20 protein-coding genes are annotated in these 26,204 nt (G+C 43.7%); 4 read left to right on the top strand and 16 right to left on the bottom strand.

The window, feature by feature from the left end; genetic code table 11:
* Positions 1 to 33: 33 nt before the first annotated feature.
* The 12 genes from ACP69U_RS10845 to ACP69U_RS10790 form a co-directional block, all read right to left on the bottom strand.
* The gene (locus ACP69U_RS10845) at positions 34 to 324 is read right to left on the bottom strand and encodes a MoaD/ThiS family protein (protein ID WP_426138531.1); all 291 of its coding nucleotides are present in this window, start codon (positions 322 to 324) and stop codon (positions 34 to 36) included.
* A 52-nt stretch (positions 325 to 376) separates the two neighbouring features.
* Positions 377 to 895 carry a cyclic pyranopterin monophosphate synthase MoaC gene (gene moaC / locus ACP69U_RS10840; protein ID WP_426138530.1) on the bottom strand — a complete coding sequence of 173 codons (519 nt, stop codon included), beginning with the start codon at positions 893 to 895 and terminating at the stop codon, positions 377 to 379.
* A 59-nt stretch (positions 896 to 954) separates the two neighbouring features.
* Positions 955 to 1,722 (bottom strand): molybdenum cofactor guanylyltransferase, encoded by a 768-nt coding sequence (gene mobA, locus ACP69U_RS10835; RefSeq protein WP_426138529.1) that lies wholly within the window; start codon positions 1,720 to 1,722, stop codon positions 955 to 957.
* Between the two features lie 3 nt (positions 1,723 to 1,725).
* Positions 1,726 to 2,256: a molybdenum cofactor biosynthesis protein B gene (gene moaB / locus ACP69U_RS10830; RefSeq protein ID WP_426138528.1), complete on the bottom strand. Its 531-nt coding sequence runs from the start codon at positions 2,254 to 2,256 to the stop codon at positions 1,726 to 1,728.
* 66 nt (positions 2,257 to 2,322) lie between these two features.
* Positions 2,323 to 3,438 carry a GTP 3',8-cyclase MoaA gene (gene moaA / locus ACP69U_RS10825; RefSeq protein ID WP_426138527.1) on the bottom strand — a complete coding sequence of 372 codons (1,116 nt, stop codon included), beginning with the start codon at positions 3,436 to 3,438 and terminating at the stop codon, positions 2,323 to 2,325.
* A gap of 333 nt (positions 3,439 to 3,771) precedes the next feature.
* Complete coding sequence (gene glp, locus ACP69U_RS10820) at positions 3,772 to 5,067, bottom strand: gephyrin-like molybdotransferase Glp (RefSeq protein ID WP_426138526.1); 1,296 nt, start codon at positions 5,065 to 5,067, stop codon at positions 3,772 to 3,774.
* A 125-nt stretch (positions 5,068 to 5,192) separates the two neighbouring features.
* Entirely contained in the window at positions 5,193 to 6,092 is a 900-nt protein-coding gene (locus ACP69U_RS10815) for a peptidylprolyl isomerase (RefSeq protein WP_372862747.1), read from the bottom strand.
* Between the two features lie 308 nt (positions 6,093 to 6,400).
* Positions 6,401 to 7,126: a respiratory nitrate reductase subunit gamma gene (gene narI / locus ACP69U_RS10810; RefSeq protein WP_045447153.1), complete on the bottom strand. Its 726-nt coding sequence runs from the start codon at positions 7,124 to 7,126 to the stop codon at positions 6,401 to 6,403.
* 14 nt (positions 7,127 to 7,140) lie between these two features.
* On the bottom strand, positions 7,141 to 7,950 hold the full coding sequence (narJ, locus tag ACP69U_RS10805) for a nitrate reductase molybdenum cofactor assembly chaperone (RefSeq protein WP_227690332.1): 810 nt from the start codon (positions 7,948 to 7,950) through the stop codon (positions 7,141 to 7,143).
* Positions 7,951 to 8,008: 58 nt separating this feature from the next.
* Positions 8,009 to 9,547, bottom strand: a complete 1,539-nt coding sequence (gene narH / locus ACP69U_RS10800) for a nitrate reductase subunit beta (RefSeq protein WP_144297179.1) — start codon at positions 9,545 to 9,547, stop codon at positions 8,009 to 8,011.
* Positions 9,548 to 9,669: 122 nt separating this feature from the next.
* On the bottom strand, positions 9,670 to 13,428 hold the full coding sequence (locus ACP69U_RS10795; RefSeq protein ID WP_426138525.1) for a nitrate reductase subunit alpha: 3,759 nt from the start codon (positions 13,426 to 13,428) through the stop codon (positions 9,670 to 9,672).
* A 438-nt stretch (positions 13,429 to 13,866) separates the two neighbouring features.
* On the bottom strand, positions 13,867 to 15,246 hold the full coding sequence (locus tag ACP69U_RS10790; protein WP_426138524.1) for a NarK family nitrate/nitrite MFS transporter: 1,380 nt from the start codon (positions 15,244 to 15,246) through the stop codon (positions 13,867 to 13,869).
* A gap of 401 nt (positions 15,247 to 15,647) precedes the next feature.
* Here ACP69U_RS10790 and ACP69U_RS10785 point away from each other — a divergent pair, with 401 nt between their 5' ends.
* Positions 15,648 to 17,681, top strand: coding sequence for a histidine kinase (locus ACP69U_RS10785; protein WP_426138523.1), 2,034 nt, complete (start codon positions 15,648 to 15,650; stop codon positions 17,679 to 17,681).
* Positions 17,682 to 17,755: 74 nt separating this feature from the next.
* Entirely contained in the window at positions 17,756 to 18,415 is a 660-nt protein-coding gene (gene narL, locus ACP69U_RS10780) for a two-component system response regulator NarL (protein WP_426138522.1), read from the top strand.
* A gap of 207 nt (positions 18,416 to 18,622) precedes the next feature.
* Here the strand turns inward: narL and ACP69U_RS10775 are convergent, their stop codons facing one another.
* On the bottom strand, positions 18,623 to 20,101 hold the full coding sequence (locus ACP69U_RS10775; protein WP_426138521.1) for an MFS transporter: 1,479 nt from the start codon (positions 20,099 to 20,101) through the stop codon (positions 18,623 to 18,625).
* 325 nt (positions 20,102 to 20,426) lie between these two features.
* Here ACP69U_RS10775 and ACP69U_RS10770 point away from each other — a divergent pair, with 325 nt between their 5' ends.
* Positions 20,427 to 20,828, top strand: coding sequence for a DUF1971 domain-containing protein (locus tag ACP69U_RS10770; RefSeq protein WP_193008691.1), 402 nt, complete (start codon positions 20,427 to 20,429; stop codon positions 20,826 to 20,828).
* A 78-nt stretch (positions 20,829 to 20,906) separates the two neighbouring features.
* Here the strand turns inward: ACP69U_RS10770 and ACP69U_RS10765 are convergent, their stop codons facing one another.
* Positions 20,907 to 22,034 carry an alkene reductase gene (locus ACP69U_RS10765; RefSeq protein ID WP_265089718.1) on the bottom strand — a complete coding sequence of 376 codons (1,128 nt, stop codon included), beginning with the start codon at positions 22,032 to 22,034 and terminating at the stop codon, positions 20,907 to 20,909.
* A 178-nt stretch (positions 22,035 to 22,212) separates the two neighbouring features.
* On the opposite strand from ACP69U_RS10765, the gene ACP69U_RS10760 reads away from it, so the two are divergent.
* On the top strand, positions 22,213 to 23,109 hold the full coding sequence (locus ACP69U_RS10760) for a LysR family transcriptional regulator (protein ID WP_193008689.1): 897 nt from the start codon (positions 22,213 to 22,215) through the stop codon (positions 23,107 to 23,109).
* A gap of 141 nt (positions 23,110 to 23,250) precedes the next feature.
* Here ACP69U_RS10760 and ACP69U_RS10755 read toward each other — a convergent pair whose 3' ends face one another.
* Positions 23,251 to 25,185: an oleate hydratase gene (locus tag ACP69U_RS10755; RefSeq protein WP_426138520.1), complete on the bottom strand. Its 1,935-nt coding sequence runs from the start codon at positions 25,183 to 25,185 to the stop codon at positions 23,251 to 23,253.
* Between the two features lie 205 nt (positions 25,186 to 25,390).
* Positions 25,391 to 25,867: a hypothetical protein gene (locus ACP69U_RS10750; RefSeq protein ID WP_087814501.1), complete on the bottom strand. Its 477-nt coding sequence runs from the start codon at positions 25,865 to 25,867 to the stop codon at positions 25,391 to 25,393.
* Between the last annotated feature and the right edge of the window lie 337 nt (positions 25,868 to 26,204).

The raw sequence follows: 26,204 nt of genomic DNA, 5'->3' as shown, positions 1-26,204 counted from the left end.
ATTCTTAATGATGCAGATGATAGTTAAATGGTTTTAACCACCAGCCACTGGGGTGATAAAAACCACACTATCGCCGTCATAAATTTCATCGGTCCACTTAGCGAAATAGTCATTGACCGCCACGCGCAGCTCTGACTGCGGACGACTAAAGCGATGTTTTTGGCGTAGTTGTTCGTACAGTTCGGTCAATGACGTCGACTGTGGCACAGTGACTGTTTCTTCATGACAATTGGTTTCATCAGCTAAGCTAGCGAAATATAAGACGTTAATATTCATCGTGGTGTCTAACTTAGAATTTGTATTGCTTTCTATTAAAGTGCTCATAGCAATCTCCCTTATTTATGAACTGCTTAACTTTATAGTTTTCAAATTATTTTCAGGCATGTTGATAGTCGGACTTACCGCCCGTTTTTCTCATCAAATGAATATTATCAATCACAATGTCATGCGAGATGGCTTTGGTCATGTCATAAATGGTCAAGCAAGCCACACTGACGGCGGTTAATGCTTCCATTTCTACCCCAGTTTTATGAGTAACTTTAACCGTGGCAGTCACAGTAATGCTATGGTTTGCATCATCGTATGCAAAGCTTAAGCTAATTTTATCTAAGGGCAGAGGATGGCAAAGTGGAATCAAGTCGTGAGTGCGTTTGGCTGCCATGATACCGGCAATATGAGCAGTCTGAGTGATGCTGCCTTTTTTGGTCATGCCGTCAGCGGCTTTGATTTGCGTATAAATGTCTGCGGGAAAAACCACTTGTCCGAGAGCACAAGCTTCTCTGGTGCTAGCCGTTTTGCCACTCACATCGACCATGGTGATATCACCGTCGCTGTCTAAATGGGATAAGCCAGATTGATTGTTTTTATTATTGTTGTTTACTTGGTCGCTATTCATTCTTTATTTCTCTTAAATGGTCAGTTTTTCTGAAAGCTAGTTTCTCTCAATAAACCTTTTTATAAGTTGTTCAAAGCTAAACAAGCACGGGAAAAATCTTTAGGCGTATTGAAATTGGTTAAATTCTGCCACTTTTTCACGAAAGCTACAGGCTGCACAATCGGCTTAATAAACTTCATTACTTGCCGTTGCTCATCGTCAATATAACGCTTTAAATCAGGCTCCATATCCAAGCGGTATAGACCTAACAATGGATATAAATGACTGTCATCGGTCAGGCAAATAACAGATTTGTCTGCAGCTTGCGTGATATAAGGTCGCAGTTTTTGCCATAAATCGGTGACAGGAATTAAACTGTCACAGCTGATAACCATCAACCAAGATTGCTGCCAGCTTGCTTCTTTTATTAATTGGTTTGAACTTGCCAAACTCTTTAATGCTTGCAGTGCTGATTCAATCGCTACCAACGCGCCACCTGTTTCAATCGGCTTATTATCATTGCTTGACAGAATCTTGTTAGAAAGAGCGTTAGCAGATAGATAATCATTAATATGAAAGACTGGCGATGGCGAATTCTTAATCAAATCTGGATTGATGCTAAAACCACGCCCATTATCCGCAATCATAATAGGTAAGTTGCTTGTCAATGCAGCACTCAATTCAAGCGCTTGTCTAACATGATAATCAAGCAAACACTCGCCTGTCGGGAGTATCAACTCAGCTTTTGGCGTTCCCATACGTTTGGATGCGCCGCCCGCCAAAATTACGATACCTGCTAAGCGATTGAATCCATCTGCTTTGATTAAGCTATCCGCCACTTCAAGCATGAATTAATCATGACCTGGATTGGTACGCATAAAGTGCGGGACAAAATTACAGGGGCGTGTGCGGTTATCAAGCTGCTCTTGTAAGATACCTTCCCAAGCAGTGCGGCAAGCGCCTGACGAGCCGGGTAAGCAAAAAATGCCCGTGCCATTTGCCATGCCAGCCACAGCGCGAGATTGGATGGTAGACATGCCGATATCGTCTTTTGAGATTAAGCGGAACATTTCACCAAAACCATCGACCGATTTATCAAATAATACGCCAACCGCCTCTGGCATACTGTCTCGGATATAAAAGCCAGTACCGCCAGTGGTGATAATAGCGTGCACATTTGGGTCGGCAATCCAACCGCTGATGACGGCTCTGATTTTATAAATATCATCAATAATCAGCTGACGATCGGCAAGTTGGTGTCCTGCTGTGGTCAGTTGGTCAACCAAATACTGCCCTGAGGTATCTTCTGCAAGAGTACGACTATCAGAAACCGTTAAGATGGCGATATTAAGCGGGGTAAAGGGTGCTTGCAGCTTACTCATGAATAATCCTTAATAAATACGCTTGTTATGGAAATAAAAGTTTTTATTATTGATACATTATTGATTTTATCCACCAATCATCGACAAATTATTCATCATGCCGCTGTTTGATTCGTGAAGATGATGATGTTCAGGTTTGATTGGCATAAAGCTATGGAGGGTATTAACAAGTCCTGCGACATCATCCTGTGCTAGATGCTGACGAATATCGTAATTACCTTGGTCGAATAGACACAGATGCACCTTGCCTTGACTGCTAACCCGTAAGCGATTGCAGCTATCACAAAAATGAGCAGCGTAAGGGGCAATCATACCGATACGCCCTTGATAATCTGGATGGCTATACTCTATGGCTGGGCCATCGTTGCTGCTACGTATATGAGTTTGCCAGCCATTTTTTAATAAATAATTGGTAATAATATCGGACTGTGCATGCTGCGCAAAAAATAAATCGCTATTATCACTGGTCTGCATAAATTCAATAAAGCGATAAGTGACCGCTCTGTTTTTGATGTATTCAATGGCATTCATTAGATTTTCAAAGGCGGTTTCAGCCATTAAAATACTGTTTATTTTTAGCTTAATATCTGTGGTCGCAAGCAAAGTATCCATGTCCGCCAACAGCTGCGGCAACATATCAAAGCCAGTCATTTTATGGAAGGTCGCGGCATCAAAGCTGTCCATACTGATATTAAGCTGATTCAGTCCAGCGGCTTGCCAGCTGGCTAAGTGCTTACCAAGCTTATACCCATTACTGGTCATGGCAACGGTTTCAATGCCTTCGGTGTTTTTGATGGTTTTAATAATGTCTACCACATCACGGCGTATAGAGGGTTCACCGCCCGTAATCCTGACTTTTTTAGTACCAACTTGGGCAAATCCGCGGATTAACGTGGCAATTTCAGTGACGCTAAGCTCGTTTTGTGGGGGTTTACCTTGATAGCCATCTGGCAGGCAATATTCACAGCGAAAATTACAGAAATCAGTAATCGATAGACGCAAATAGGTGAGACGTCGTGCGAAACCATCGGTTAACGGTTGAGAGAGCGTGACCGGAAAATACGTCGACGTGCTAGCAGCTTGCGTTGCAACGTTCGATGATGAGTCACCATCAAAAATAACGGGTGCAGCGGCAGGCGAATACAATTGCGCATTACCTAGGGTAGGGGCAAGATGGTTCATAGATGATTACCATTAATATTAAGTATAGTGTGTACTTTTAGGCGTTGCCTCAGGTTGTGAGTGGGAAGTTCTATTTAAACACGATTATGACAGCTTGCTTGCAAATAACCATTCACCGTAAGTGACCCAAAAACTACCACTAAAGTAGTAGATCTACTTGGTTATGATTTTTAAAATCAACATACGCCCCAAGCAGTTTCTCATGATTCATGGCTAATCAACAGTATAAAGAGTTATTAACTGTGTAACGCTTTATACCATTGATTAGCCATGCAGCTTTTTAGCTATACCGTTATTAATGACTCAATTATTTAGCTGTTGTTTAGCGATTATTTAGCAATGTAACCAAGGGAAAGGTTGCACTTTTACGGTTTCACCAGCGGCTACATTGCCAGAATCTTGTGCTAGTACAATAAAGCAATTGGCATGGCTTAGTTGTTTGATACGGTGCGATTGTTGCTTGGTAAAGCTTTCAACTTGGAAATCGCCAAGTTCGTTTTGGGACAATATGCCTCTTTGGAAATCCATACGCCCCGCTGATTTTTTGATATCATTTTTAAGCGTTGCAGTGAGACTTAACTGCATAGGTCGCTCTTGTGGCGCAGCGCCTGCCATTTGCCACAAGGCTGGAATGACAAATTGCAGACTACCAACGATGGTCGATAGCGGATTGCCGGGCAAGCCAAAATATAGCACGGGCTTGGCAAGATCTTTAGTCAGCTCGCCAAAGACAAATGGCTTACCGGGTTTCATCGCCACTTTATAGTGGTTAATCTGCCCAAGCTGCCCAATGACGGTGGTTAAAAAATCATAGTCGCCAACCGATACCCCAGCCGTGGAGATAAGGACGTCGCACTCTTGCATCGCTTGGGTTACAGCGGTGGTGGTTTTATCTAAGTCATCTGGGATAATGCCATAATCACGAATAGTAATGGGCAAATCAGAGAGTAAGCTTTTTAGGGTAGGCGTGTTCGAGTTATAGATTTGCGCCAAACTGATCAGCTCATTGCCAATCGCAACCAGCTCATCACCGGTTGCGAGCACACCAACGATTAAAGGCTGATATACCGTCACTTGACCAAAACCCAAATTAGCCAGTAAGCTAATATCAGCAGGATTTAGGCGTTTACCCTTTAACAAAACCGCTTCACCAGCTTCAATCTCTTCGCCTTGTTTACGGATATTGTCATCATGCTTAGCGTCTTGACTGAGAGTGATGGCATAGGGCTGTGATTTATCAATGCGGTCTTTTATGGCGGCAAAATTGGTGTTTTCTTGCATGATGACCGTATCACAGCTGTCAGGAACGACCGCACCGGTAAAAATACGCACCCCTTGTCCTGCTGAAATTTCACCACTATAAGGACTGCCTGCTTGTGATTCACCCACGATATCAATCGTGCTGTCTGCTGAGAGTATGCTGTCTTTAGCGATCGCATAACCATCCATCGCCGATAGATTTTGTCTTGGTATGGCAAAAGGCGAGACAATATCTTCTGCCAATATATGATGACGGCTGTCTAATAAGTCGTAGCTTGCGACCGCTCTTTTATGTAGCGGATAGTCTTTAGTATTATAAGCTTCTATGCGCTGCTGTATTTCAGAGATAAGTCCTGCAACCGTAATCATAAACGTCTACTCATTTTATTAATATTGAACGACACATAGCATAAAAAGGGTGTTGTATCATAAGAACCTTTATACCATAGCAGCTACTTTATAACATAAGAATTAAGTGACCGACAGCGGACTGCTTAGCCGCGGAAGATATTCTCTTGCTCAAGCGTCATCTCGATACCTTGAATATCAGCTTCATGCGCTAAGGTAAACAGGTAATCGCATAATGATTGGTGAAAGGCTTGTTGGCTCAATTTATTATGGATCGCAGGGCTGACTTGCTCATAAGTCATCTGTATGCCAGGTTCCTTATTGAGCACCTCAACGATGTGAAAACCGTAACGGCTTTCGATAGGGCTTGGCGCAAGTCCTTTATCGAGCTTAAATAATACACCTTCAAATTCCGGTACGGTTTGACCTTTGCTAATCACACCCAGTTCGCCGCCTTGCTCTTTTGAAGGGCAAGCCGAATGCTGGCGTGCCAACTGTATAAACTCTGCATCAGGATTGGCGTTATTTTTGATTTGTTCGATAAACTCATACGCGGTCTTTTTAAGTTTTAAGCGCTCATCGCCATCTTCAGGCGGGCATGCCAATAAAATATGGCGTACAGTCATGATGGGATCAGTCTTAAAGTCAGTCATATTCTGCTTATAATAGCGCTCACAAGTTGCCATATCTGGCATCGTTGCTTGAACGTTTTTGTCTATTAAGGTAGAGATAGCTTGCTCTTCGTCGTTTTCCCACGCCGCTTCACCAAGGCTTGGCTCATCTAAAACTGCCAATCTCAGTAATTCGCGCACAACTAGCGCTTGTGTCGCTAAAAAGACGGCGTCTTCTTTGTTTTCTGCTGGATGATATTGCAGCTCTTGAGCGATATTGGTTCTATCTATCATCACCCCATTGACCGTTACTGAAGGCAGCTCATCACGGCTAGAGGCAATCAGATTTTTATGGTTGCTGCGCTCTTCCGCCATTGCTTTTTCGATGAACTCTTGGTCAGAATGTGGTTTTTGCAAATCAGACAAGGTTGGCATTACTCTAAGAATATCATCACTGCGACCAGTAGGAGTGTGATCGGCATGACTGTGACTGTGACTGTGACTGTGATTATCATTACCATGGCTGTGATGTTTACCACTGTGCACATGAGCGTTTTGGTTGGTCGCATGGTCGGCTGGATTGTAGGTACTGACAGTCATGGCTTTGCTCCACTAAGGATTCTGGTAATAGAAATTCTAAAATATAGGGCGTGTTGATTTATCGTTAAAGGTAGGGTAAAGAGCAATATCTAGTTGAGGATAGGGTTAAAAACGCCGTTCCATTTAGATACCGCTCTATAACCTTACTGAGAGTTTTTTTGTCTGACAATTTGATAGCGACGCCCGAAATACCAAATTGGCGCACTAATGATATGAATAAGCCGTGTAAACGGAAATATCGCAATCAGAGTGATGCCGAGCGCCATATGCAGCTGATAAATTAAGTCAGTTTGCTCAATGCGCGCCGCTGCCTGCAAAGGTCTTAAGATTGTGATGTCCTGTGCCCAGCCTGCCAAATTCATCATGGTATAGCCATCTAAGTGCTTCACTGACGTAAAGATGGACAGCAGACCTAAGTTCAGCTGGATAAATAACAGCACCAGTACCAGCTTGTCTGAGAACGATGAGGTGTTTGAGATACGGTCATCGGTAAAGCGTCGCCACATGAGCATGACTAAGCCAAACCAACAAAACACGCCTGCGATACCCCCAACGACCACTGCTAAAATCTGCTTATGTCCGGCGCTGATAAATCTGTCATAAAGAAAATGCGGCGTCAACATGCCAAATAAATGACCGAGGAGCACCACGATAATGCCAACGTGGAATAAGTTGCTGGCAAGGCGCATGTTTTTGCTTCTGAGCATTTGCGTCGAGCCTGTCTTCCATGAATACTGAGATAAATCAAAACGTACCCAAGTACCAATGATAGCGATGGTCAATGCCACATACGGATAAACGCCAAAAAGGAAAATTTGTAGCCAGTTTAGGTTGGCTAAAGACTGCACACTAGGATCTGCGATATTCATGTCCTTTCTCCTTATTATGATTTAACCGGCTGGTTGGTTTTAAAATCTACCCAGTGCACTGGAGCATCGACCGCATTTGTAGCAGAGGCATTTTTTATACCAGCTTTTGCTGCAAGATTTTGGGTACTTGTCTGTGACGGGCAGCGCTCTTCTTGTTGCGCATCCAAAAACGTCACCACTTCTTCTTCCCATTCTTTGTCTAATGCCTCAAAGCTGTCATCACGCTTTTCTTTGCTGATTTTTTCTTGGTACTCTTCAACGATATCGAGCGGTTTACCAGCGATTTGCAATAGCGCATTGAAGCAGCCTTTATACAAGCTACCGCGACCCTCTAATCTGGCGGCAAGCAAAGCGAGGATATGGCTAACATCAGCGATATCCATACGAATTTGAATGTCGTCTTCAATAATGGTTGCTTGATACGCTAAAAATTCAAGATATAAAGGCAGATAATCAGGCAGCTCTTTGACGCTAATCTCAAAGCCAGCTTCTTGATACTGACCCATCAAATCGACCATCGCTTGACCACGGTCGCGCGATTCGCCATGTACATGCTCAAACAACCATAGTGATAAAGAACGACCGCGCTCAAACAGACCGTCATAACGCGCCTGCGCCTCAAGAGAGCCGGTATCGATTAAATCTTCAATCAAGTCGATGATTTGCGTGCGTACTTCTGGGCTAATCAGCGTTGATTTGGCGACAATCTCGGTGCAATCGGCAAGCGTATCGCCTAAAAACAGCTCATTACTTGGATAGTCGATAAGTAAGCTTAAGACCTTGAGTAGCTTCAAATCCGAGTTACCGATAGTTGGTGACTCCATCGATGAAGTAATAGGTTCATGCACCGAAGTATTGTTATTAAATTGAGTAGTTTGCATCTTATGACTCCCACTTTTGGACAGTATCGATGAAATCGCGGCGATTGGCTTTACGTTGGCCAAACATACTGTTGTCAGAATGTCCTGAACAGCCTTCGCCAAAGGTAAAGCCGCAACCATTACGCTCAGCAAAGGCATCACTTAAGGCTTCTTCACGATGCGCCGTTGGAATCACAAAGCGGTCTTCGTAATTGGCAATAGCTAAGTAGCGGTACATCTCTTCAACTTGCAGCTTGGTCAAACCAACATCATCTAAAATGCTTTGTACTTCTTGTTTTTCGACCAGTTGCATACGCTTATAGCTACGCATAGCAAGTAGACGTTTTAATGCCAAACGCACCGGCTCTTCATCACCTGCGGTAAGCATATTGGCAAGATAGCGCAGCGGAATACGTAAGCTGTCGACATCTGGAATGAGGCCATCCATACCGACCTTGCCCGCTTCAGCAGCGTTTTGAATCGGTGATAATGGCGGCACATACCACACCATAGGCAGCGTGCGGTACTCAGGGTGTAGCGGTAGCGCAAGTTTCCAATCCATCGCCAGCTTATAAACTGGTGAGCGCTGCGCTGAATCAATCACCGATTGCGGGACGCCGTCTTTTAATGCTTGAGCGATAACGGCAGGGTCATTAGGATCTAAGAATACATCCAACTGCGCTTGATAAAGGTCTTGCTCGTTAGGCGTGCTTGCCGCTTCGGCGATTTTGTCTGCGTCATAAAGCAGTACGCCCAAGTAGCGGATACGACCAACACAAGTTTCTGAGCAAACTGTTGGCAAGCCTGCTTCAATACGTGGATAACAGAAAATACATTTTTCAGATTTCCCCGATTTCCAGTTATAGTAAATCTTTTTATACGGGCAGCCTGAGATACACATGCGCCAGCCGCGACATTTTTCTTGGTCAATCAAGACGATGCCGTCTTCTTCACGCTTATAAATCGCGCCACTTGGGCATGAAGCGACGCACGTAGGGTTCAAGCAATGCTCGCATAGACGCGGCAAATACATCATAAAGGTGTTTTCGTATTCGCCATAAATCTCCGCTTGAATGTTGTCGAAGTTTTTATCTTTACGACGTTTTTCAAACTCGGAACCTAAGATTTCTTCCCAGTTAGGACCCCATTCAATCTTTTGCATGCGTTTGCCGGTGATGGCTGAGCGCGGGCGGGCGATAGGTTGATGGTTGCTGATAGGCGCGGTATGTAGATGCTGATAATCGAAATCAAATGGTTCGTAATAATCATCAATCTCTGGCAAATCAGGGTTGGCAAAGATATTGGCCAATACTCTGAATTTACCACCGATGCGCGGATTGATGGTGCCGTTGGCATTACGTATCCAGCCGCCTTTCCATTTGGTTTGGTTTTCCCACTCTTTGGGATACCCGATACCGGGTTTTGACTCAACGTTGTTAAACCACGCATATTCCATACCTTCACGGCTGGTCCAGACGTTTTTACAGGTGACTGAGCAGGTGTGACAACCGATACATTTATCAAGGTTAAGCACCATGCCGACTTGCGAACGAATTTTCATGGATCTGTGCTCCAAATATTAGTAGAAAAAGCAGCCTTTATTCTTCAATCATGTCGTTTCAAAAGATGTCGTTTTAAAAATATGTCTTTTAAAACGACGGATTTTCAATAGAAGAAAACGCTTTAATCCTCAATGGTGGTTGGTAATGGGCGCGGTAATTCGTTATCGGGTTTGTCCTCGAGCCAATCGATTTTTGACATTTTACGAATCACGACAAACTCATCACGGTTACAACCAACGGTGCCATAATAGTTAAAGCCATAAGACTGCTGGGCATAGCTACCAATCATGTGGGTCGGCTTCAAAATCGTCCGAGTGACTGAGTTATGGATACCGCCGCGCGTGCCTGTTTGCTCAGAACCGGGAATATTGACCAGTTTTTCTTGGGCGTGATACATCATGGTCATGCCTTCTTTGACCCGCTGGCTGACGATGGCACGAGCGGTGATAGCACCATTGGCATTGAACAGCTCAATCCAATCGTTATCGACGATGCCAGCTTTTTGGGCATCGACTTCCGACATCCAAACACAAGGGCCGCCGCGGCTTAGGGTTAGCATGAGCAAGTTTTCAGAGTAGGTACTGTGGATGCCCCATTTTTGGTGTGGTGTTAAGAAGTTCAGGACAATCTCTTTATTACCATTTGGCTTAGCGTCTTTGAGCAGCTCAGTGGTCTTGGTATCAATCGGTGGACGATACTGCTGCATTTGCTCGCCAAACGCCTGCATCCAAGGATGGTCTTGATAAAACTGCTGGCGACCAGTAATCGTGCGCCAAGGAATCAGCTCATGGACGTTGGTATAACCGGCGTTATAACTGACTTCATCTGATTCAATACCTGACCACGTTGGGCTTGAGATGATTTTGCGTGGTTGGGCGACGATATCTTTAAAGCGGATTTTTTCATGTTCGCTAGATTTAGCAAGGTGAGTATGGTCGCGACCGGTGAACTCAGAGAGTGCAGCCCAGCCTTTTACCGCCACATGACCATTGGTTTCAGGCGCGAGCATCAAAATCATCTCAGAAGCGTTAATCGCCGTATTAAGACGCGGTCTGCCTTCAGAGATACCCGTTTCAGTCACACGGTGATTTAAATCGCCAAGCTGTTTGACCTCGGTTTTCATATCCCAATTCAGACCTTTGGAGCCATTGCCTAATTTTTCTAGGGCAGGGCCCATAGAAGTAAACTTCTTGTAAGTGTTTGGATAATCACGCTCAACCACTTTAATCATCGGGCAGTTTTTACCCGGTACAGGTTTTTCGCCAGCCGTTTTCCAGTCAGTGCCACCAAATGGCTGGGCCAATTCACCCGGCGTGTCATGTTGCATCGGCAAAGTAACGACGTCAGTCTCAACGCCTAAGTGACCTTTTGATACTTCAGAGAAGCTCTTGGCAATGCCTTTATAAATTTCCCAATCGGTTTTAGATTCCCACGCAGGGTCGGTTGCCGCAGTTAATGGGTGGATAAAGGGGTGCATGTCGGAGGTATTCATGTCATCTTTTTCGTACCACGTTGCTGTTGGTAGTACGATGTCAGAATACAAACAGGTAGATGACATACGGAAGTCTAGGGTGACAACCAAATCTAATTTGCCAGTAGGGCCTTTTTCTACCCAATCAACTTCTTTTGGTTGCAGGTGACCCTCTGCATTTTCCTTATTGAGCAAGCCGTTTTTGGTGCCCAAGAAATAATGCAGCATATATTCATGGCCTTTACCTGATGAGCCCAATAAGTTTGAGCGCCAGATAAACATATTGCGCGGGAAGTTGTCAGGATTATCAGGGGATTCACAAGCAAAGCGTAAGCTGCCGTCTTGTAGAGAATCGACCACATACTCTTCCACATCTTTGCCGCAATCGGCGGCTTTGGCGGCGATGGTCAGTGGGTTACGATTGAGTTGTGGTGCTGAAGGCAACCAGCCTGCGCGTTCTGCTTGGATGTTGTAATCAAGCATATGCTCAGGGAAAAACTTTTTATCAACGAGAGGCGAGAGGATTTCATGGGCAGAGATGGTCTCATGACGCCACTGTGAGCTGTGATTGTAAAAGAAGCTCGTGCCATTCATATGACGCGGCGGACGATGCCAATCAAGCGCAAATGCCAATGGCAACCAGCCGGTTTGAGGGCGTAGTTTTTCTTGCCCAACATAATGCGCCCAGCCGCCGCCAGATTTACCGATACAGCCGCATAGCATGAGCATGTTAATCACGCCGCGATAGTTCATATCGAGGTGATACCAGTGGTTCATACCCGCGCCGATGATAATCATCGATTTACCATGAGTCTTATGGGCGTTTTCAGCGAATTCACGCGCGACTTGGATGACGCGCTCACGGCTCAGACCGGTGATGACTTCTTGCCAAGCAGGCGTGCCTGGTACGGTGGCATCATTATAGTCGTCGGTGACGTGCTCGCCGCCGACTCCATTATCAACCCCAAGGTTGGCCACGGTTAAATCAAAGACAGTGGCTACGATAGCGGTTGTGCCATCGGCCAAAGTAATGGTTTTACAGGGGACGGTTTTTTGCTGTATTGCTTCGCCCGGTACCGAGGTGAAATGAGGATGATCCACATGACCAAAGTAATCAAAGCCGACTTTGCAGGTTTCATTGCTGTCTTTTAAAGTCAGCGTTAGGTCAATATCTGCGCCTGTGGTGCCATTTTTTTGCTCAAGATTCCATTTGCCTTTTTCGCCCCAACGATAACCGATAGAGCCAAGCGGAGAAACCAGCTCGCCATCACTATTTAGACCGATGGTTTTCCATTCTGGGTTGTTTTCTTGACCTAAATTATCGATTAAGTCAGAAGCACGCAGATAGCGACCAGCATGGCGTGCGCCTTCTTCACCTTCTAGCATGACGAGCACAGGTAAATCGGTATAGCGTTTGGCGTAATCTAAGAAATAGTCACTTGGCTGCTTAAGATAAAACTCTTTGATAATCACATGACAGAATGCCTGCGCGACTGCCGCATCAGTACCCTGTTTTGGGTTTAACCATAAATCGGTTAATTTCGATACTTCCGCATAGTCGGGGGTGATGGAGACGGTCTTGGTGCCTTTATAACGCACTTCAGTAAAGAAATGCGCGTCAGGTGTACGCGTTTGCGGAACGTTTGAACCCCACGCGATAATATAATCAGAGTTGTACCAATCGGCTGACTCTGGCACGTCAGTTTGCTCGCCCCAAACCATTGGCGATGCTGGCGGCAGATCACAATACCAGTCATAAAACGATAAGCAGACGCCGCCAATTAATGATAAATAGCGACTACCAGCAGCATAACTGACCATCGACATCGCAGGAATTGGAGAGAAACCGACGATACGGTCAGGACCAAAGGTTTTGGCGGTATACACATTACTGGCAGCGATGATTTCATTGACTTCCGCCCACGTCGAGCGGATAAAGCCACCCAAACCGCGCTTAGATTTATACTGTTCTGCTTTGATAGGGTCTTGGACAATACTGCCCCACGCATCGACTGGATCAGGATACTGCGCTTTAGCTTCACGCCATAATTTTAGTAGCGGTTTACGTACTTTAGGGTATTTCACACGGTTCGCTGAGTACATATACCAGCTGTAGCTTGCGCCACGAGGACAGCCGCGCGGTTCGTGGTTTGGTAAGTCTGGACGGGTTTCTGGATAGTCGGTTTGCTGTGTCTCCCACGTCACCAAGCCGTTTTTGACGTAGATTTTCCACGAGCAAGAACCGGTACAGTTGACGCCATGCGTTGAGCGCACAACTTTGTCATACTGCCAACGGCTACGATACACATTTTCCCAATCACGAGACTCATCGCGTGTCTCGCCATGCCCATCGGAGAATTCGCCCTGTTTACGTTTAAAAAAACGGAATTGGTCGAGTAAATGGCTCATTTCGCTATCCTCTGTTTTATTGCCTAAGGTGTATCTAGAGCTGAGTGCAGAATGCTTCTATCTTGATAGTGCTTGATATCGGTATGCAGCTAAGCCGTAAATATTATTTCGATAGCGTCATTTTAAGTAAGCCGTCACCCTCTTACTATCAGCTAACATGAGCAGGCCACTACCACCTTAGTAGTAGCGGCAAGTTATCAAATTTGCTTAAAAAAACTGTTAAGTGTCTAATTATTGAGCGTCTAACTGTTAAACGTCTAATCATTAAACGTCTAATCGTTAAACGTCCATGAGCCCTGCTTATTTAGCAGCTGAAAATTACTTAGCAAAAATTTAAAACAAAAAAAGTGCTACTCACATTAGCAAGTAGCACTTCATAGGGTTGGTTATTGCTCATTCAAAAGACGGTTGTTAAAGGGGTGTTATAAAATATCTGCTTTAACAAGGAATCTCAGCATTAGTACGGCTGTAATACCACCAAGTCAATACGATACAGAGAATGTAAAAGACAATTAAGGCGATAAAGGTGCCATCAATACCCAGTCCTGAACCGAACATTTTTGGTACAAAGAACGCGCCATAAGCGGCGATTGCTGAGGTGAATCCAACCACCGCCGCTGACTCTTTACGTATCTCGACAAACAAGTCCTCTGTACCTGCTTTTTGAGGTTCAAGGCGTTCATGAAAGGTTCTGAAGATAACGGGAATCATGGTAAAGGTAGAGCCGTTACCGATACCTGTGGTAATAAACAGCACCATAAAGGAGATAAAATATCCGACAAAGCTGCCCTCATGAGTCTCGCTAGGTAGGAAATACATCACCGCCACTACCGCCAATACCATCACGATATAGTTCCAAAAAGTCACTTTTGCGCCACTGGTTTTATCAGATATCCAACCACCTAAGGGGCGAAATAGCGCACCAACTAAAGGACCTAAGAAAGCAAACTTAAGCGCATCAATGGCAGGAAATGAGTTTTTAATCAGCATTGGAAACGCGGCTGAAAAACCAATGAACGAGCCAAAGGTTGCCATATATAGGATACACATGATCCAGTTATGTTTGCGTTTAAAGATGACGGATTGGTCTTTAAAGGAAGCTTTAGCAGTAGCAATATCGTTCATGCCAAACCATGCCAGTGCTGAAAATAGCAGAATAAAGGGTACCCAAATAAAGCCTGCATTTTGTAGATAAAACAGCTGACCGCTTGTAGAGACTTGTGGGTCGCCGCCTAAGCTACCAAAGGCTGCTACCAATATAATCATCGGTACAACGAACTGCATCACCGACACGCCAAGGTTACCCAAACCCGCGTTTAGCCCAAGAGCAGTGCCCTGTTCTGCTTTTGGAAAGAAGAACGAGATATTGGACATGGAGGAGGCAAAGTTACCACCACCGAAGCCACAAAGTAGGGCAATAATGGCAAATATCATAAATGGCGTATCAGGGTTCTGAACCGCAAAGCCCATCCATAATGCTGGAATTAACAGGGATAAGGTAGATATCGCTGTCCAACGTCGCCCACCAAAGATAGGCACCATAAAAGAATAAAAAATTCGCAGCGTTGCCCCTGATAGTCCGGGCAGCGCAGCGAGCCAAAACAACTGCCCATCATCAAAATCAAAACCAATCTCTGGTAGACGGACGATGACGGCACTCCATACCATCCATACTGCAAATGCCAATAGCAACGATGGAATGGATATCCATAAATTTCTACGGGCGACTTTTTTGCCGCCTCCTTCCCAAAATTCTTCTACTTCAGGTCGCCAGTCAGTGATGAGCTTACCACCTTTGAAGTTGTAATTATTGCCCATGTTATTCCTCACTTAGTATCAGCTATGCCTAGTTATGTTCAGTATTTTTTATCATCAAATGGCTGTCTAAACTTACAGTAAACCGTAGCGCTTACTCTTGTTAATGTTGATAACAAAGAGCCGCCTTAATGGCTTATGAGCGCTATGAATCACTTGCTCTATCAAAAAATGATAACTCACGGTACTGTGTTATCACGGTGAGTAGTATTCATACATAGTGGTATACTGATGACTAAAAGGGGTATGTTGCGGGCAGATTTATGACTAAAATTTTGCTTGTCTATGGACGGATAAGTGTGCTGTAGTATTTTTTATGCTGTGTATTTTTTGCCTTTGCGACGTTCAATTTTAAGATCTCAAATCTTTTGTGCAGAAAGTGTTTGATGGGAGCGCTATTAATCATGTCTAATCTACGACGGCAGTCTTTGTTCCTTCATACTTGGATTGCTATTACGATCATCGCTACTTTGTTTTTGATGTCAGCGATAGGCAGCGGTGCGCTCGCTTGGGTAGCAAAGTCTGATGCTGAGGCGATTAATGCCGCAGGCTCGATACGCATGGCAACGTATCGCATTAGCTTTCAGTTAGCAACTGACTTTGCGGATAACCATCCCTTTAGCTCAAGCCTAAATATCAAACAAGATGGCTTAGCTAGTGACAATGCGCCGCAGGTAGAAAAGCAAGACAGACTGGATTTCTCCAATAAAAGTGAGTCTGAAAAAATAGACATGCTGGTTGAAGACATGGAGAGTCGTCTCAACAAATTACAAGCGTATCAACTGACCAGTGCTAACAGAGATAAGGCGATCAGTGCTCAATGGAGCCAGATAAAATCACAATGGTTTCGTGATTTAAAACCAGCATTGTTGGCACAAGACAAGCAAGGTTTTTATAGTGATTCAACCAAGTATATTGACGATGTTAATCGTTTTGTTGGCGCGTTACAGGATAGAAATGAGCAGCGTCAGACATGGCAGCAAAACCTACAAATACTATCACTGATACTGAGCATGATTATCATGCTGATAGGCGTACGGAGATTACAGAACTCAGTGCTAACGCCTATTCAGCAACTCATTAAAGCCAATCGGGCGTTTAAAGAAGGCAAATATGATACGAGAGTGTCTATCAGCGGCTATAGAGAATTTGAAGCGCTTGGCAATTCTTTTAACGGTATGGCCAGTACCATTGAGAGGTATCAGCGTTCACTTGAGAGTGAGGTACAGACAAAGACTCAGCATCTGGTAAAAGCCAACCAAGCCTTATCATTATTTTATGATTTCTCAAAGCAATTGACCAGTAGTCCTGTGAGCTTACATCGGCTTGATGAATTGATTACTGGCTTTGGGTGTATATTCCCATATTTAGATTTTACGCTGTGTATCCAAAGCAATATTCTAACCAATAAAAACTCTATAGCCCTGCACGATGATAGGATGAAAGAGCTATGTACCAAACTCACTTGTGACAGCTGCTCTATTAAAGAAGACGTTTATACCAAAACGTTTCCGATTATTCATCAAGATATAGAATTTGGTGAGTTAAAGGTCAGACCAAAATCTGTCTTAATGACCAATAAAGCTTATGCAGAAGATAAGAAAAAAAGCGAGGAAGATTCAACACGTATCAAGGTAGTAGAGGTGGATAGTAGTTATTTAATTGCTAAAAATAATGAGTTGATCGTTGTGCTGACCAATCTCGTCAGCACCGCCTTATCGCTACGCAGACAAAGGCAGCAAGACCATCAGCTTATTCTACTTGAAGAGCGCTCGACCATTGCTAGGGAATTGCATGACTCTTTAGCACAGTCATTGTCTTATCTAAAAATACAAGTCAGCGTGCTCGAAAAACATCTGCAACTGTCTGCTGATAAAGACAGTGGGCTGGTGGTATTTGATGAACAAAGTCAAATCAAGGTTGGGCAGCATATTAGACAAATAAAAATGGGTCTGAACTCTGCTTATCATGAGCTGCGAGACTTATTGACGACTTTTCGCTTGACGATTGATAGCGGCAATTTTGATGAAGCTTTATATGAGGCGGCTGATGAGTTTGCTGTGAAAGGGCAGTTTGACATAAAGGTCAACAATCAAATCCTATCCTTGAATCTAACGGCAACCGAACAAGTGCATCTCATTCAAATTATAAGGGAGGCGCTGTCGAATATCAGTCGCCATGCCCATGCTAACAGCGTCACTATCGATTTGGTTTATGATGATGAAAGTAATTATGTAGCGATGATGGTCAATGATGACGGCGTTGGCATATCAGGGACTGTCAATCAGACCCAGCATCATGGTCTAATGATTATGAAAGAGCGTGCCTATAAATTAGGCGGTGATTTGATTATCTCTAATAATGTACCCGCAGGTACCAGCGTCATCGTCAGGTTTGTACCCAGTTTCTTTACGGATTATATGGCTGAGCAAAACTAAGTGAATAGGCTTAGTAAACGCTCTTAACCACTGCATTGTGTTTTTTGTACCATTTTTCAATTTGTGAGTATTTTATGACTACTAAAGTTTATACGTCTGTTTCTCCGGCTCGTCTATTATTGGTTGATGATCATCCTATGCTGCGCCGCGGTGTCGCAGAACTGCTCAGTCTCGAAAGTGATGTCACCGTCGTTGGTGAGGCAAATAACGGACAAGAAGCGTTGGATTTTTTGGCAAACAATCCGGTCGATCTGGTCATTCTAGATCATAAAATGCCAGTGTTGACTGGTATCGAAACCCTAAGAGAAATCAAAGCCAGAAATATTGACGTGGCTACCTTGCTATTTACAGTTTCTGACAGCGGAGAAGACGTACAAGAAGCATTGAAATTAGGGGTGGATGGTTATTTGCTAAAAGATATGGAGCCTGAGTTAATCATCGTCGATATTAGAAAAGTGTTGCGCGGTGAGCTGGTTATTAGTCCCAATTTGGCCTCAATCTTGGCGCAAACGTTACGTACACCAAGCATTGAAGATATCGCTGGCAATCTCACTACTAGAGAGTTGCAAGTGATTCAAATGATTGCGGAAGGCTTAAGTAATAAAATGATCGCCAACAAACTGGATATCGCAGAATCCACAGTAAAAGTGCATGTTAAGCATATTTTGAACAAAACCGGACTACGCACACGGGTAGAGGCAGCAGTATGGACCGTGAATCATTTATCAAAGTAGTCGTTTGTCAAAATGGTTATTTATCAAAGTAGTTGTTTTTTTAAAATATTACTTTTTAAAATCGCTACTTTTTGAAAGCTTTACTTTTTATAAAAAATCATGGGTCATCTGAATAATCCCTATGACATGTCTAGATAGCTCTCTATATCAGTCAAAAAAAGCCACCGAGCAGTGATGCTGGGTGGCTTTTTTTATAAGCTAATAAAATTAGCCTTCTTCAGCGGCAATTTGACGATCGACCGAGGACATCTTGTATTCGTCACCAAAGGCATCTTCAGGCTCTTTTAACCAGAAGAAACAAAGTACCCAAGCGATAAATGCACCTATCGCAATGATAAAAAAGAATTGATTTGGTTCGACCAAGGTAAATATAAATAGATAGAACACAGCGCCCACGTTGCCATAAGCACCCGCCATACCAGAAATTTGACCCGTTAAGCGCCGTTTAATTGAGGGGATAATACCAAAAGTTGCACCTTCTGCCCCTTGCACAAAGACTGAGCATAGAATCGTAAAGACGACTGCGATAAACAATGGCCACTCTGCATTCAGCAATCCCATCAATCCAAAGCCGATACCGATACCGAACATGTATACCAACATCACCAAGCGACGATTGCCAACCTTATCAGAGATATAGCCGCCAAGTGGTCGTGCCCATAAGTTAACAAAAGCAAAGGTCGATGCGACTAACCCTGCGACGGTAGGGTCGAGCTTCCACGTTGCGGCAAAGAACATCGGTAGCATAGAGACGACCGCCAGCTCTGCGCCAAAGTTAGCAAAGTAGGTGACATTTAGGGCGGCAACAGAGGTAAATGGGTATTTGTCATCCTCAGGGATACCCGCTTTGAGCATGGGTACATTGACACTGATGGCTTTATAAATTTGATAAATAACCACCACAGCGATGAGAGTATAAAACCCCCAAGCGCCTGTTTCGCTCAGGAATCCCATGTTTTTAGTGCGATAAACCAATACACCCAATACGCCATATAAAGGAATAATAAATAGGCAGTATAATAATAAATCTCTCCAACTTGATACCTCTAAAGCACCCGCCTTACGTGCTTTTTTATGGGTATCTTGTGTAGGACCATCGGTGATTAAAAACCAATAGGCTACCCCGTAAGCGGCCATCAGTAAGCCAGATAATGCAATTGCCCAGCGCCAACCGTCATCACCACCAAAGAACTGTAGCGCAACCGTGGGAATGGTAATCGCTGCGGCAGCTGAACCAAAATTACCCCAGCCGGCATAAAATCCTTCGGCAAAGCCAATGTCTTTTGGCTTAAACCAAAGGGCAGTCATGTGAATGCCAACGACGAACCCTGCGCCCACGATAGACATAAATAGGCGAGCGACGAACAGCTGCATCGCGGAATCACCAAAAGCGAAGAACCATGTCGGTATCGCCATGACGACCATCAGTATGGAAAACACGCGACGCGGACCGAAGCGATCCAATGCCATGCCGACTACCACTCGTCCTGGAATGGTCAAAGCAACGTTGGCAATGAGAAATAATTTGATGTGTTCAGAAGTTAAGTAGCTTTCGGTCTCTAGCATAGAAGTGGCTAGTGGCGCCATATTGAACCAGACATAAAAGGTCAGAAAAAAAGCAATCCACGTATAGTGAAGCGCTCTTATATCACGGCGTTCAACCTCAAGTAGCTCTTTTGCATGCATGACAAGTATTCTCCACCGTCGAACTGGATAGTTTAGATGGAGTTAATGTAGCAATAAGTAAGCTCGCTAACCATTAGGCGAAAGCAGTATGAATGTCATTTCACATACTACTTAATGGGGATTAAAAAGTGGCTTTAATATCCTATATATTGATGGTTAACTAAGATGATATGAGGATAGCAATACATTTAAAAATATGATGCGCTATAGTAATAATAACCATTACTGTGCGTGCTTTTCTTGTTTATTAATAGAATTTTATTCACAAGTACGCTGTTAATAAAAAGGATTGGGATACACCCATCAAATTAGCCAAGGAGTTACCATGAGTGATACTGTCGCCTCAAACCCCGTCATACCCAGCCATTGGAAAATAAAGCGTTCGACCCACTTTTTTACTAAAGATAAAGTCCCAAAAGCCTTGCTGACTCATCACAATACAGCAGAGGGCGTATACGGCCAAATTTGTGTCATGCAAGGCACGGTTACCTTTTACGGCTTTGCTGATGAAGCCGCCACTGAACCTGAAAAAACAATTGTTATTAAAGCAGGGCAGTTCGCGGTCAGTCCGCCTCAATATTGGCACCGCGTAGAATTAAGTGATGATGCCCAATTCAATATTAATTTTTGGACAGAAGCGGATACTGGTAATAAGTCGCTGTTCAATAGCTCAAAGATACATAGCAAGCCTATCGAAAAGTTATTTGATCAGTCGGATGAATCATAAGGGCTATATATATGAATCAGCTATTAAAAACATCCTATTCATAAGCAAAAAAATAAGGCCACGAATGGCCTTATTGTATTAAGAGTTTTGATAGTAAGGATAGTTATTATAGCCAATTTCGGTGCCACCATACATCGTGGTAGGATCTGCCTCGTTGAGTGGCCAATGATTGGCGATGCGCTCAGGTAAATCGGGATTAGCAATAAAGGGACGACCAAAAGCAAATAAGTCGCCATAACCTTTAGCTAGCATATGAACCGATTTTTCCGTCGTGTATTTACCCGCATAGATAATACGTCCTGAAAACTCCGCTCTGACCGCTTGATAAAAAGTCTCTGGTAAATCAGGGGCATTGTCCCAGTCAGCTTCTGCAATAGATAAATAAGCGATACCCGCTTGTTCAAGTACTTTAATCGCTTCAATATACGTATGATGTGGATCTGATTCCACTAGCCCTAAATACACGCGAGTTTCATCTGTGCTAGCAAACAGCGGTGCAAAACGTACGCCTAAGCGATCAGCGCCAACCACCTCACTGACGGCAGCCACGATTTCTTTTAAGAAACGCAAGCGATTGGTCAATGAACCGCCATATTGATCATCACGTGTGTTGCTATGCTCAGAGATGAACTGATTCACCAAATAGCCATTGGCACAATGCAGCTCGACGCCATCAAAACCTGCCTCCAATGCATTGCGCGCGGCTGCCGCATACATAGCGACCAGTTCACTAACTTCATCAGTACTGAGTGCGCGTGGCTCACTAGGATCGGCTAACGCGCCTGCACCTGGTGCTGTTTCGATAAATACTTTTACATTGTCAGCAGTGATAGCTGATGGTGCAATTGGCTGAGCGCCTTGTGGTTGTAAGCTGGTATGAGACACGCGACCCACATGCCAAAGCTGAGCGAAAATGATACCACCTGCTGCGTGTACCGATTCAGTGACCTTTTTCCAGCCTTCGATTTGGGCATGCGAATGTATGCCTGGCGTCCACGCATAACCTTGACCCCTTGGCTCAATTTGCGTGCCTTCAGTGACCATAAAACCTGCAGAGGCGCGCTGTGTATAGTAGCTTGCCATTAATTCATTAGGAATATTGTCCGGTTGCGTGCTGCGAGAGCGTGTCAACGGTGGCATGACAATACGGTTTTTTAACGTATATGGTCCAAGTGTGACAGATGCAAATAATGGGCTGGTATCGATATTAGATGGTTCCATAAAACTCTCTTTTAAAACAAATAGATTGGGTTATTGTTTAAACCATTGAGCTTGTTTTGATGCTTTATTACTGCGTAAGTAAGGTTGGCAAGCATAGAGTTTTATGGATACAATCGGAAACAGGATTTTGTTGTTTAAGATACAATTATAAATGGTACATATTATGAATGGAATTAACCGACTTGATATCAAGCAGTTGCGAGTGCTACATGCGTTGCTTGATCTAAAAAATCTCTCACAAGTCGCGCGCAAAATGGGGCTGACACAGCAGGCAATCAGCGAACAATTACGTAAGCTGCGTGATTTGTTTGATGATCGTTTGTTTATTCGTCAAGGCAATAGCATGGTGGCAACTCCCAAAGCGCTATCGATGCAGCAACCCATTAGTCGTATATTAGAGCAGTTAGAAGCACTGTTAGAGCCAGATATGTTTTCGCCGCAGACTTATAAAGGCGTATTTACGATTAGCGCGACCGACTATGCGACGCAGGCATTATTACCGCAGTTGTTTCATATAACACGCCGCGACGCGCCTGATTTGAAGTTAATCGTACGTGATTTTGCCTCAGACAATATCAATCAGCTTATTGCGGCAGGCGAGCTTGATCTGCTGATTACTTTCCCAGAATTTATCCCTGATAACTTGGCTTATGTGACGCTGCTTGAAGAACAACATTTTTGCATTACTGGTTGCGATAATAGTTTTACAACAGAGCCGCTGTCACTGGCGCAAATTGCTGCACACTCGCAGCTGGTGGTGTCACCTTCACGCGCTAACTTACGTGGTTCTCATGATCAGTGGTTTGCAGAAAAAGGTCTTAAACGAAACATTGTTATGTCCGTTCCTAGCTTTTCTGCAGTGCCAGATATCCTCTATACAACCGATATGATTGCATTTTATCCCTCGCGTTTATTGCCAAACAGTCGGGTTAAAGAGCTCAAAGTGGAAGCCCTGCCGCCCACATTTAAGGTGATAGCAGCATGGCATCCACGTACCAGTCACAGTGGTATACACCGTTGGCTGATTGAGCAGTTACAGCAGTTATCCAAGTCTGACTAGGGCATGACCTCATTTCTATCTGCATTTTTAAAATGAATGCATCCCCCAGAGCGTTATCGCTTTTATTTTTCGTCATTAGTTTTACTAAAGCCATTTTCATCAAAGCTGCTTTTATCAAAACTAACATTACTGATGCCAGAGCTACTTATGCCAGAGCCCTTTGATTGCCTCCCACTGCTGAGTAAATATTGAGTCATTGCCGTTGGTGGATTGATTGGCTTTTGGCAATATGTGCTCGTAATAAGTACCTTTAAGAAGCTTAGTTAATAGACCTTCGCCGATGAAACCTTTACCATCATTGAGTGTATTCGCGGCTTTTAGTAATTGACGGATATCGTATTGTAATGGGTTTATATCGGGGACTTGTTTTTGCACGTTTAATAGCTCATAAACTGCGACACGAGCAGTACGAACAGAGCTCTCCATGGTAAATACCACATCATTATGTGTCTCGACGAACTGACCGACTAGACCCATATTGACACAACCATCAGGGACTATCTCAGGGCGATCGCCTTTAGCACGAGGCATAAACATCGAGGTGATGTAGGGCATATAAGCCGTTCTGACGATGGTATTGGCCATGATATTATCTATATCATCGAGGATACCAAGGTGATGACAGAGTTCGCTCAAGATCTCTTTGCCTGTACATTCTGGGATGGGTTTTTTGACATAATTGCCTTCTTTATCCATAAACAAGGCATATAGCCATACGACTAGCGTGTCTTTTGGCTGATCAGGGAAATGCGGTTGACGGTTACAAGTAAAGCTCATCAACCAGTTTGAATCCGTAATCGTAATGATGCCACCGGTCACTGTTTTACCCTTATAAGGGTCGTTGACAGACAGAGTTTTGAGCTTATTAATAAAGGCAGACGGCTGGCAGGTCAACGTCGCCGACATCCAAGCAGATTTATCCACATGCTGATTAAATTTTTCTGGATGACCAAAGACGGCAGATTGCTTAGCCAGATTATTCCATACTTTCCAACCAGACGATTGCCCCATAGTGTCTTTTGTGAAGTCCAGCGTCGGCGCAGTATGATCATCACCATAGCGGGTATCTTCGGTCATGGAGCCAGTCGTCACGATGACGTAATCATTGCTACCCATAGGAATGGTGGTTTGCTCACTCGCTTTCTCCGTGATGATGGCTTTGACCTTTTTGGTGCCTGTTACCTTGTCAGCATGCTCAAACTCAATGTCTAAATCGGTAACGAGCGTGTCATACTGAAACTGCACACCTTTATCTTTTAAATAGTTTTGTAGTGGCATAACAAAGCTATCAAACTGATTGTATCTTGGGAATACCAGTGCAGACATGTCGTTTAGACCGTCCAATGCGTGTAAAAATCGATGCGTATAAAGCTTAAACTCAAGTAAGCTGTGCCAGTTTTCAAAAGCAAACATGGTTCGCCAAAATGTCCAGAAGTTGCTACTCAAAAAGCTGTCATCAAAATACTCTTCAATAGTGATATCGTCTAGCTCTTCCTTGGGTTTTAATAGCAAACGAATTAAAGCGAGTTGGTTGGCTTTACTCAATCCCAGTTGACTGAAGTCTTTTATCTCGCCTTGCTTATGGATCAGGCGAGCAATAGAGTAATTAGGATCGGTGTCATTTGCTATGCGATACTCATCCAAGGTGCTATAAGGCGCAGGCATTTCAAGAGCGGGGATATCTTGAAATAAATCCCAAAAGTTTTCGTAAGTGAAATCCATTTCACGACCGCCGCGCACCATATAACCCGTCTCAGGATTGCCGCTACCATCTAAGGAGCCACCTGCCACGTCAAGATGCTCTAAAATGGTAATGTTTTCAGCGGATACTTTGCCATCTCGGATGCAGTAATAAGCACTGGCCAAACCTGCAATACCGCCCCCAACGATATAAACCTTACTGTCCTGATAAGCGTCAGTGGGCGTCCCAATATTGCGCTGATAATTACCAATTTGGTCAGGGAAGGGTAAGCGCTTGCCTGGTATGTTTGCTACACGGGTTTTACTGGCATCAGGCTGATGGATAAATGTGTCGTGGTCTACCGGATTATTGGTTTGAGTCTTCGTAATTTTCATAGGTTCATCCTTATTGAGTAAGACTGATATAAAAGGTTATTTGACTAAAATGAAGGGTTTATAGACAGACTATAGGGTGTTTTTATTAAACAATAATGACATCGGTTGAAAGTAATATAAGTACTTATTTGCCAAGTTATGCGTTATCCACTGGCTAATGGCTGGCTATTTATGATGGTTGCTAACCACAATAAATTCTATGCAATTACGTAGGCGCTGTTTCATACGCTCCAGCAACGGCACAACCTTGATAGCTTTTATTATCATAAGTCAACGTCACCGTAAATTCATTTTGATAGCCATTATCATCGGTACAAATCTGGCTGTGTATATTCATAATAATAGGTTTGCCGCTAACGGTACTCACGTATTCCACACCTTCGGCATAGGTCGAACGAGAGACAACGATGGTCGTTGGTTTCAAAAAATCTGCTTCAATGCTGAGTTGGTTGCCATCAATTACTGTGCGCCAACTTTTTTCTGTATTACCAAAAGCGGTGAACGCTGATAACGGTTCTTCGGGGCTGGACGGCTCCATGCTTAGCTGTTCGTCAGCGTTCTCTTTTGCCGTGTTGTTAATGATAGCTGTTGATTCTTTTGCCGTGGTTGGTTGATGACTACTACAAGCCATTAGTGAAAGACTACTTGCTAAGCACAAAGTACTAAAAAACAAAGGACGCATCGCTTTTCCTTTAATATTTAAAAGAGAAAGACTTTGTGAGCGCCTTTCTTTAGGGTTAGTTGAATAGCTGTATGAGCGAGTGATATTAAGCTCTGAGTGTACAGCAGACAGGCTTTGCAATCAGTGATAAGTGACGGTGATCCGCGATATTATATAAAATACAAACACACCCTCTATATTAGTATTATTAATATAACATATGTATAAAATTTCACAGTACAGAACAAGATAAACTTGGCAGACTCTATAATCATAGAGATATTGATGACATAAATAAAAAAATTAGCGACTGACTTGAATATGAAGAAGCCACTTAAACAATAAGTGGCTTTTTTGT

Origin of the sequence: Psychrobacter sp. TWR1-1-1 (assembly GCF_049895865.1) — a bacterium.
Classification (GTDB): Bacteria; Pseudomonadota; Gammaproteobacteria; order Pseudomonadales; family Moraxellaceae; genus Psychrobacter; species Psychrobacter immobilis_A.
The sequence above is the reverse complement of the archived record's forward strand: the minus strand, read 5'-3'. Positions and strand labels throughout refer to the sequence as shown.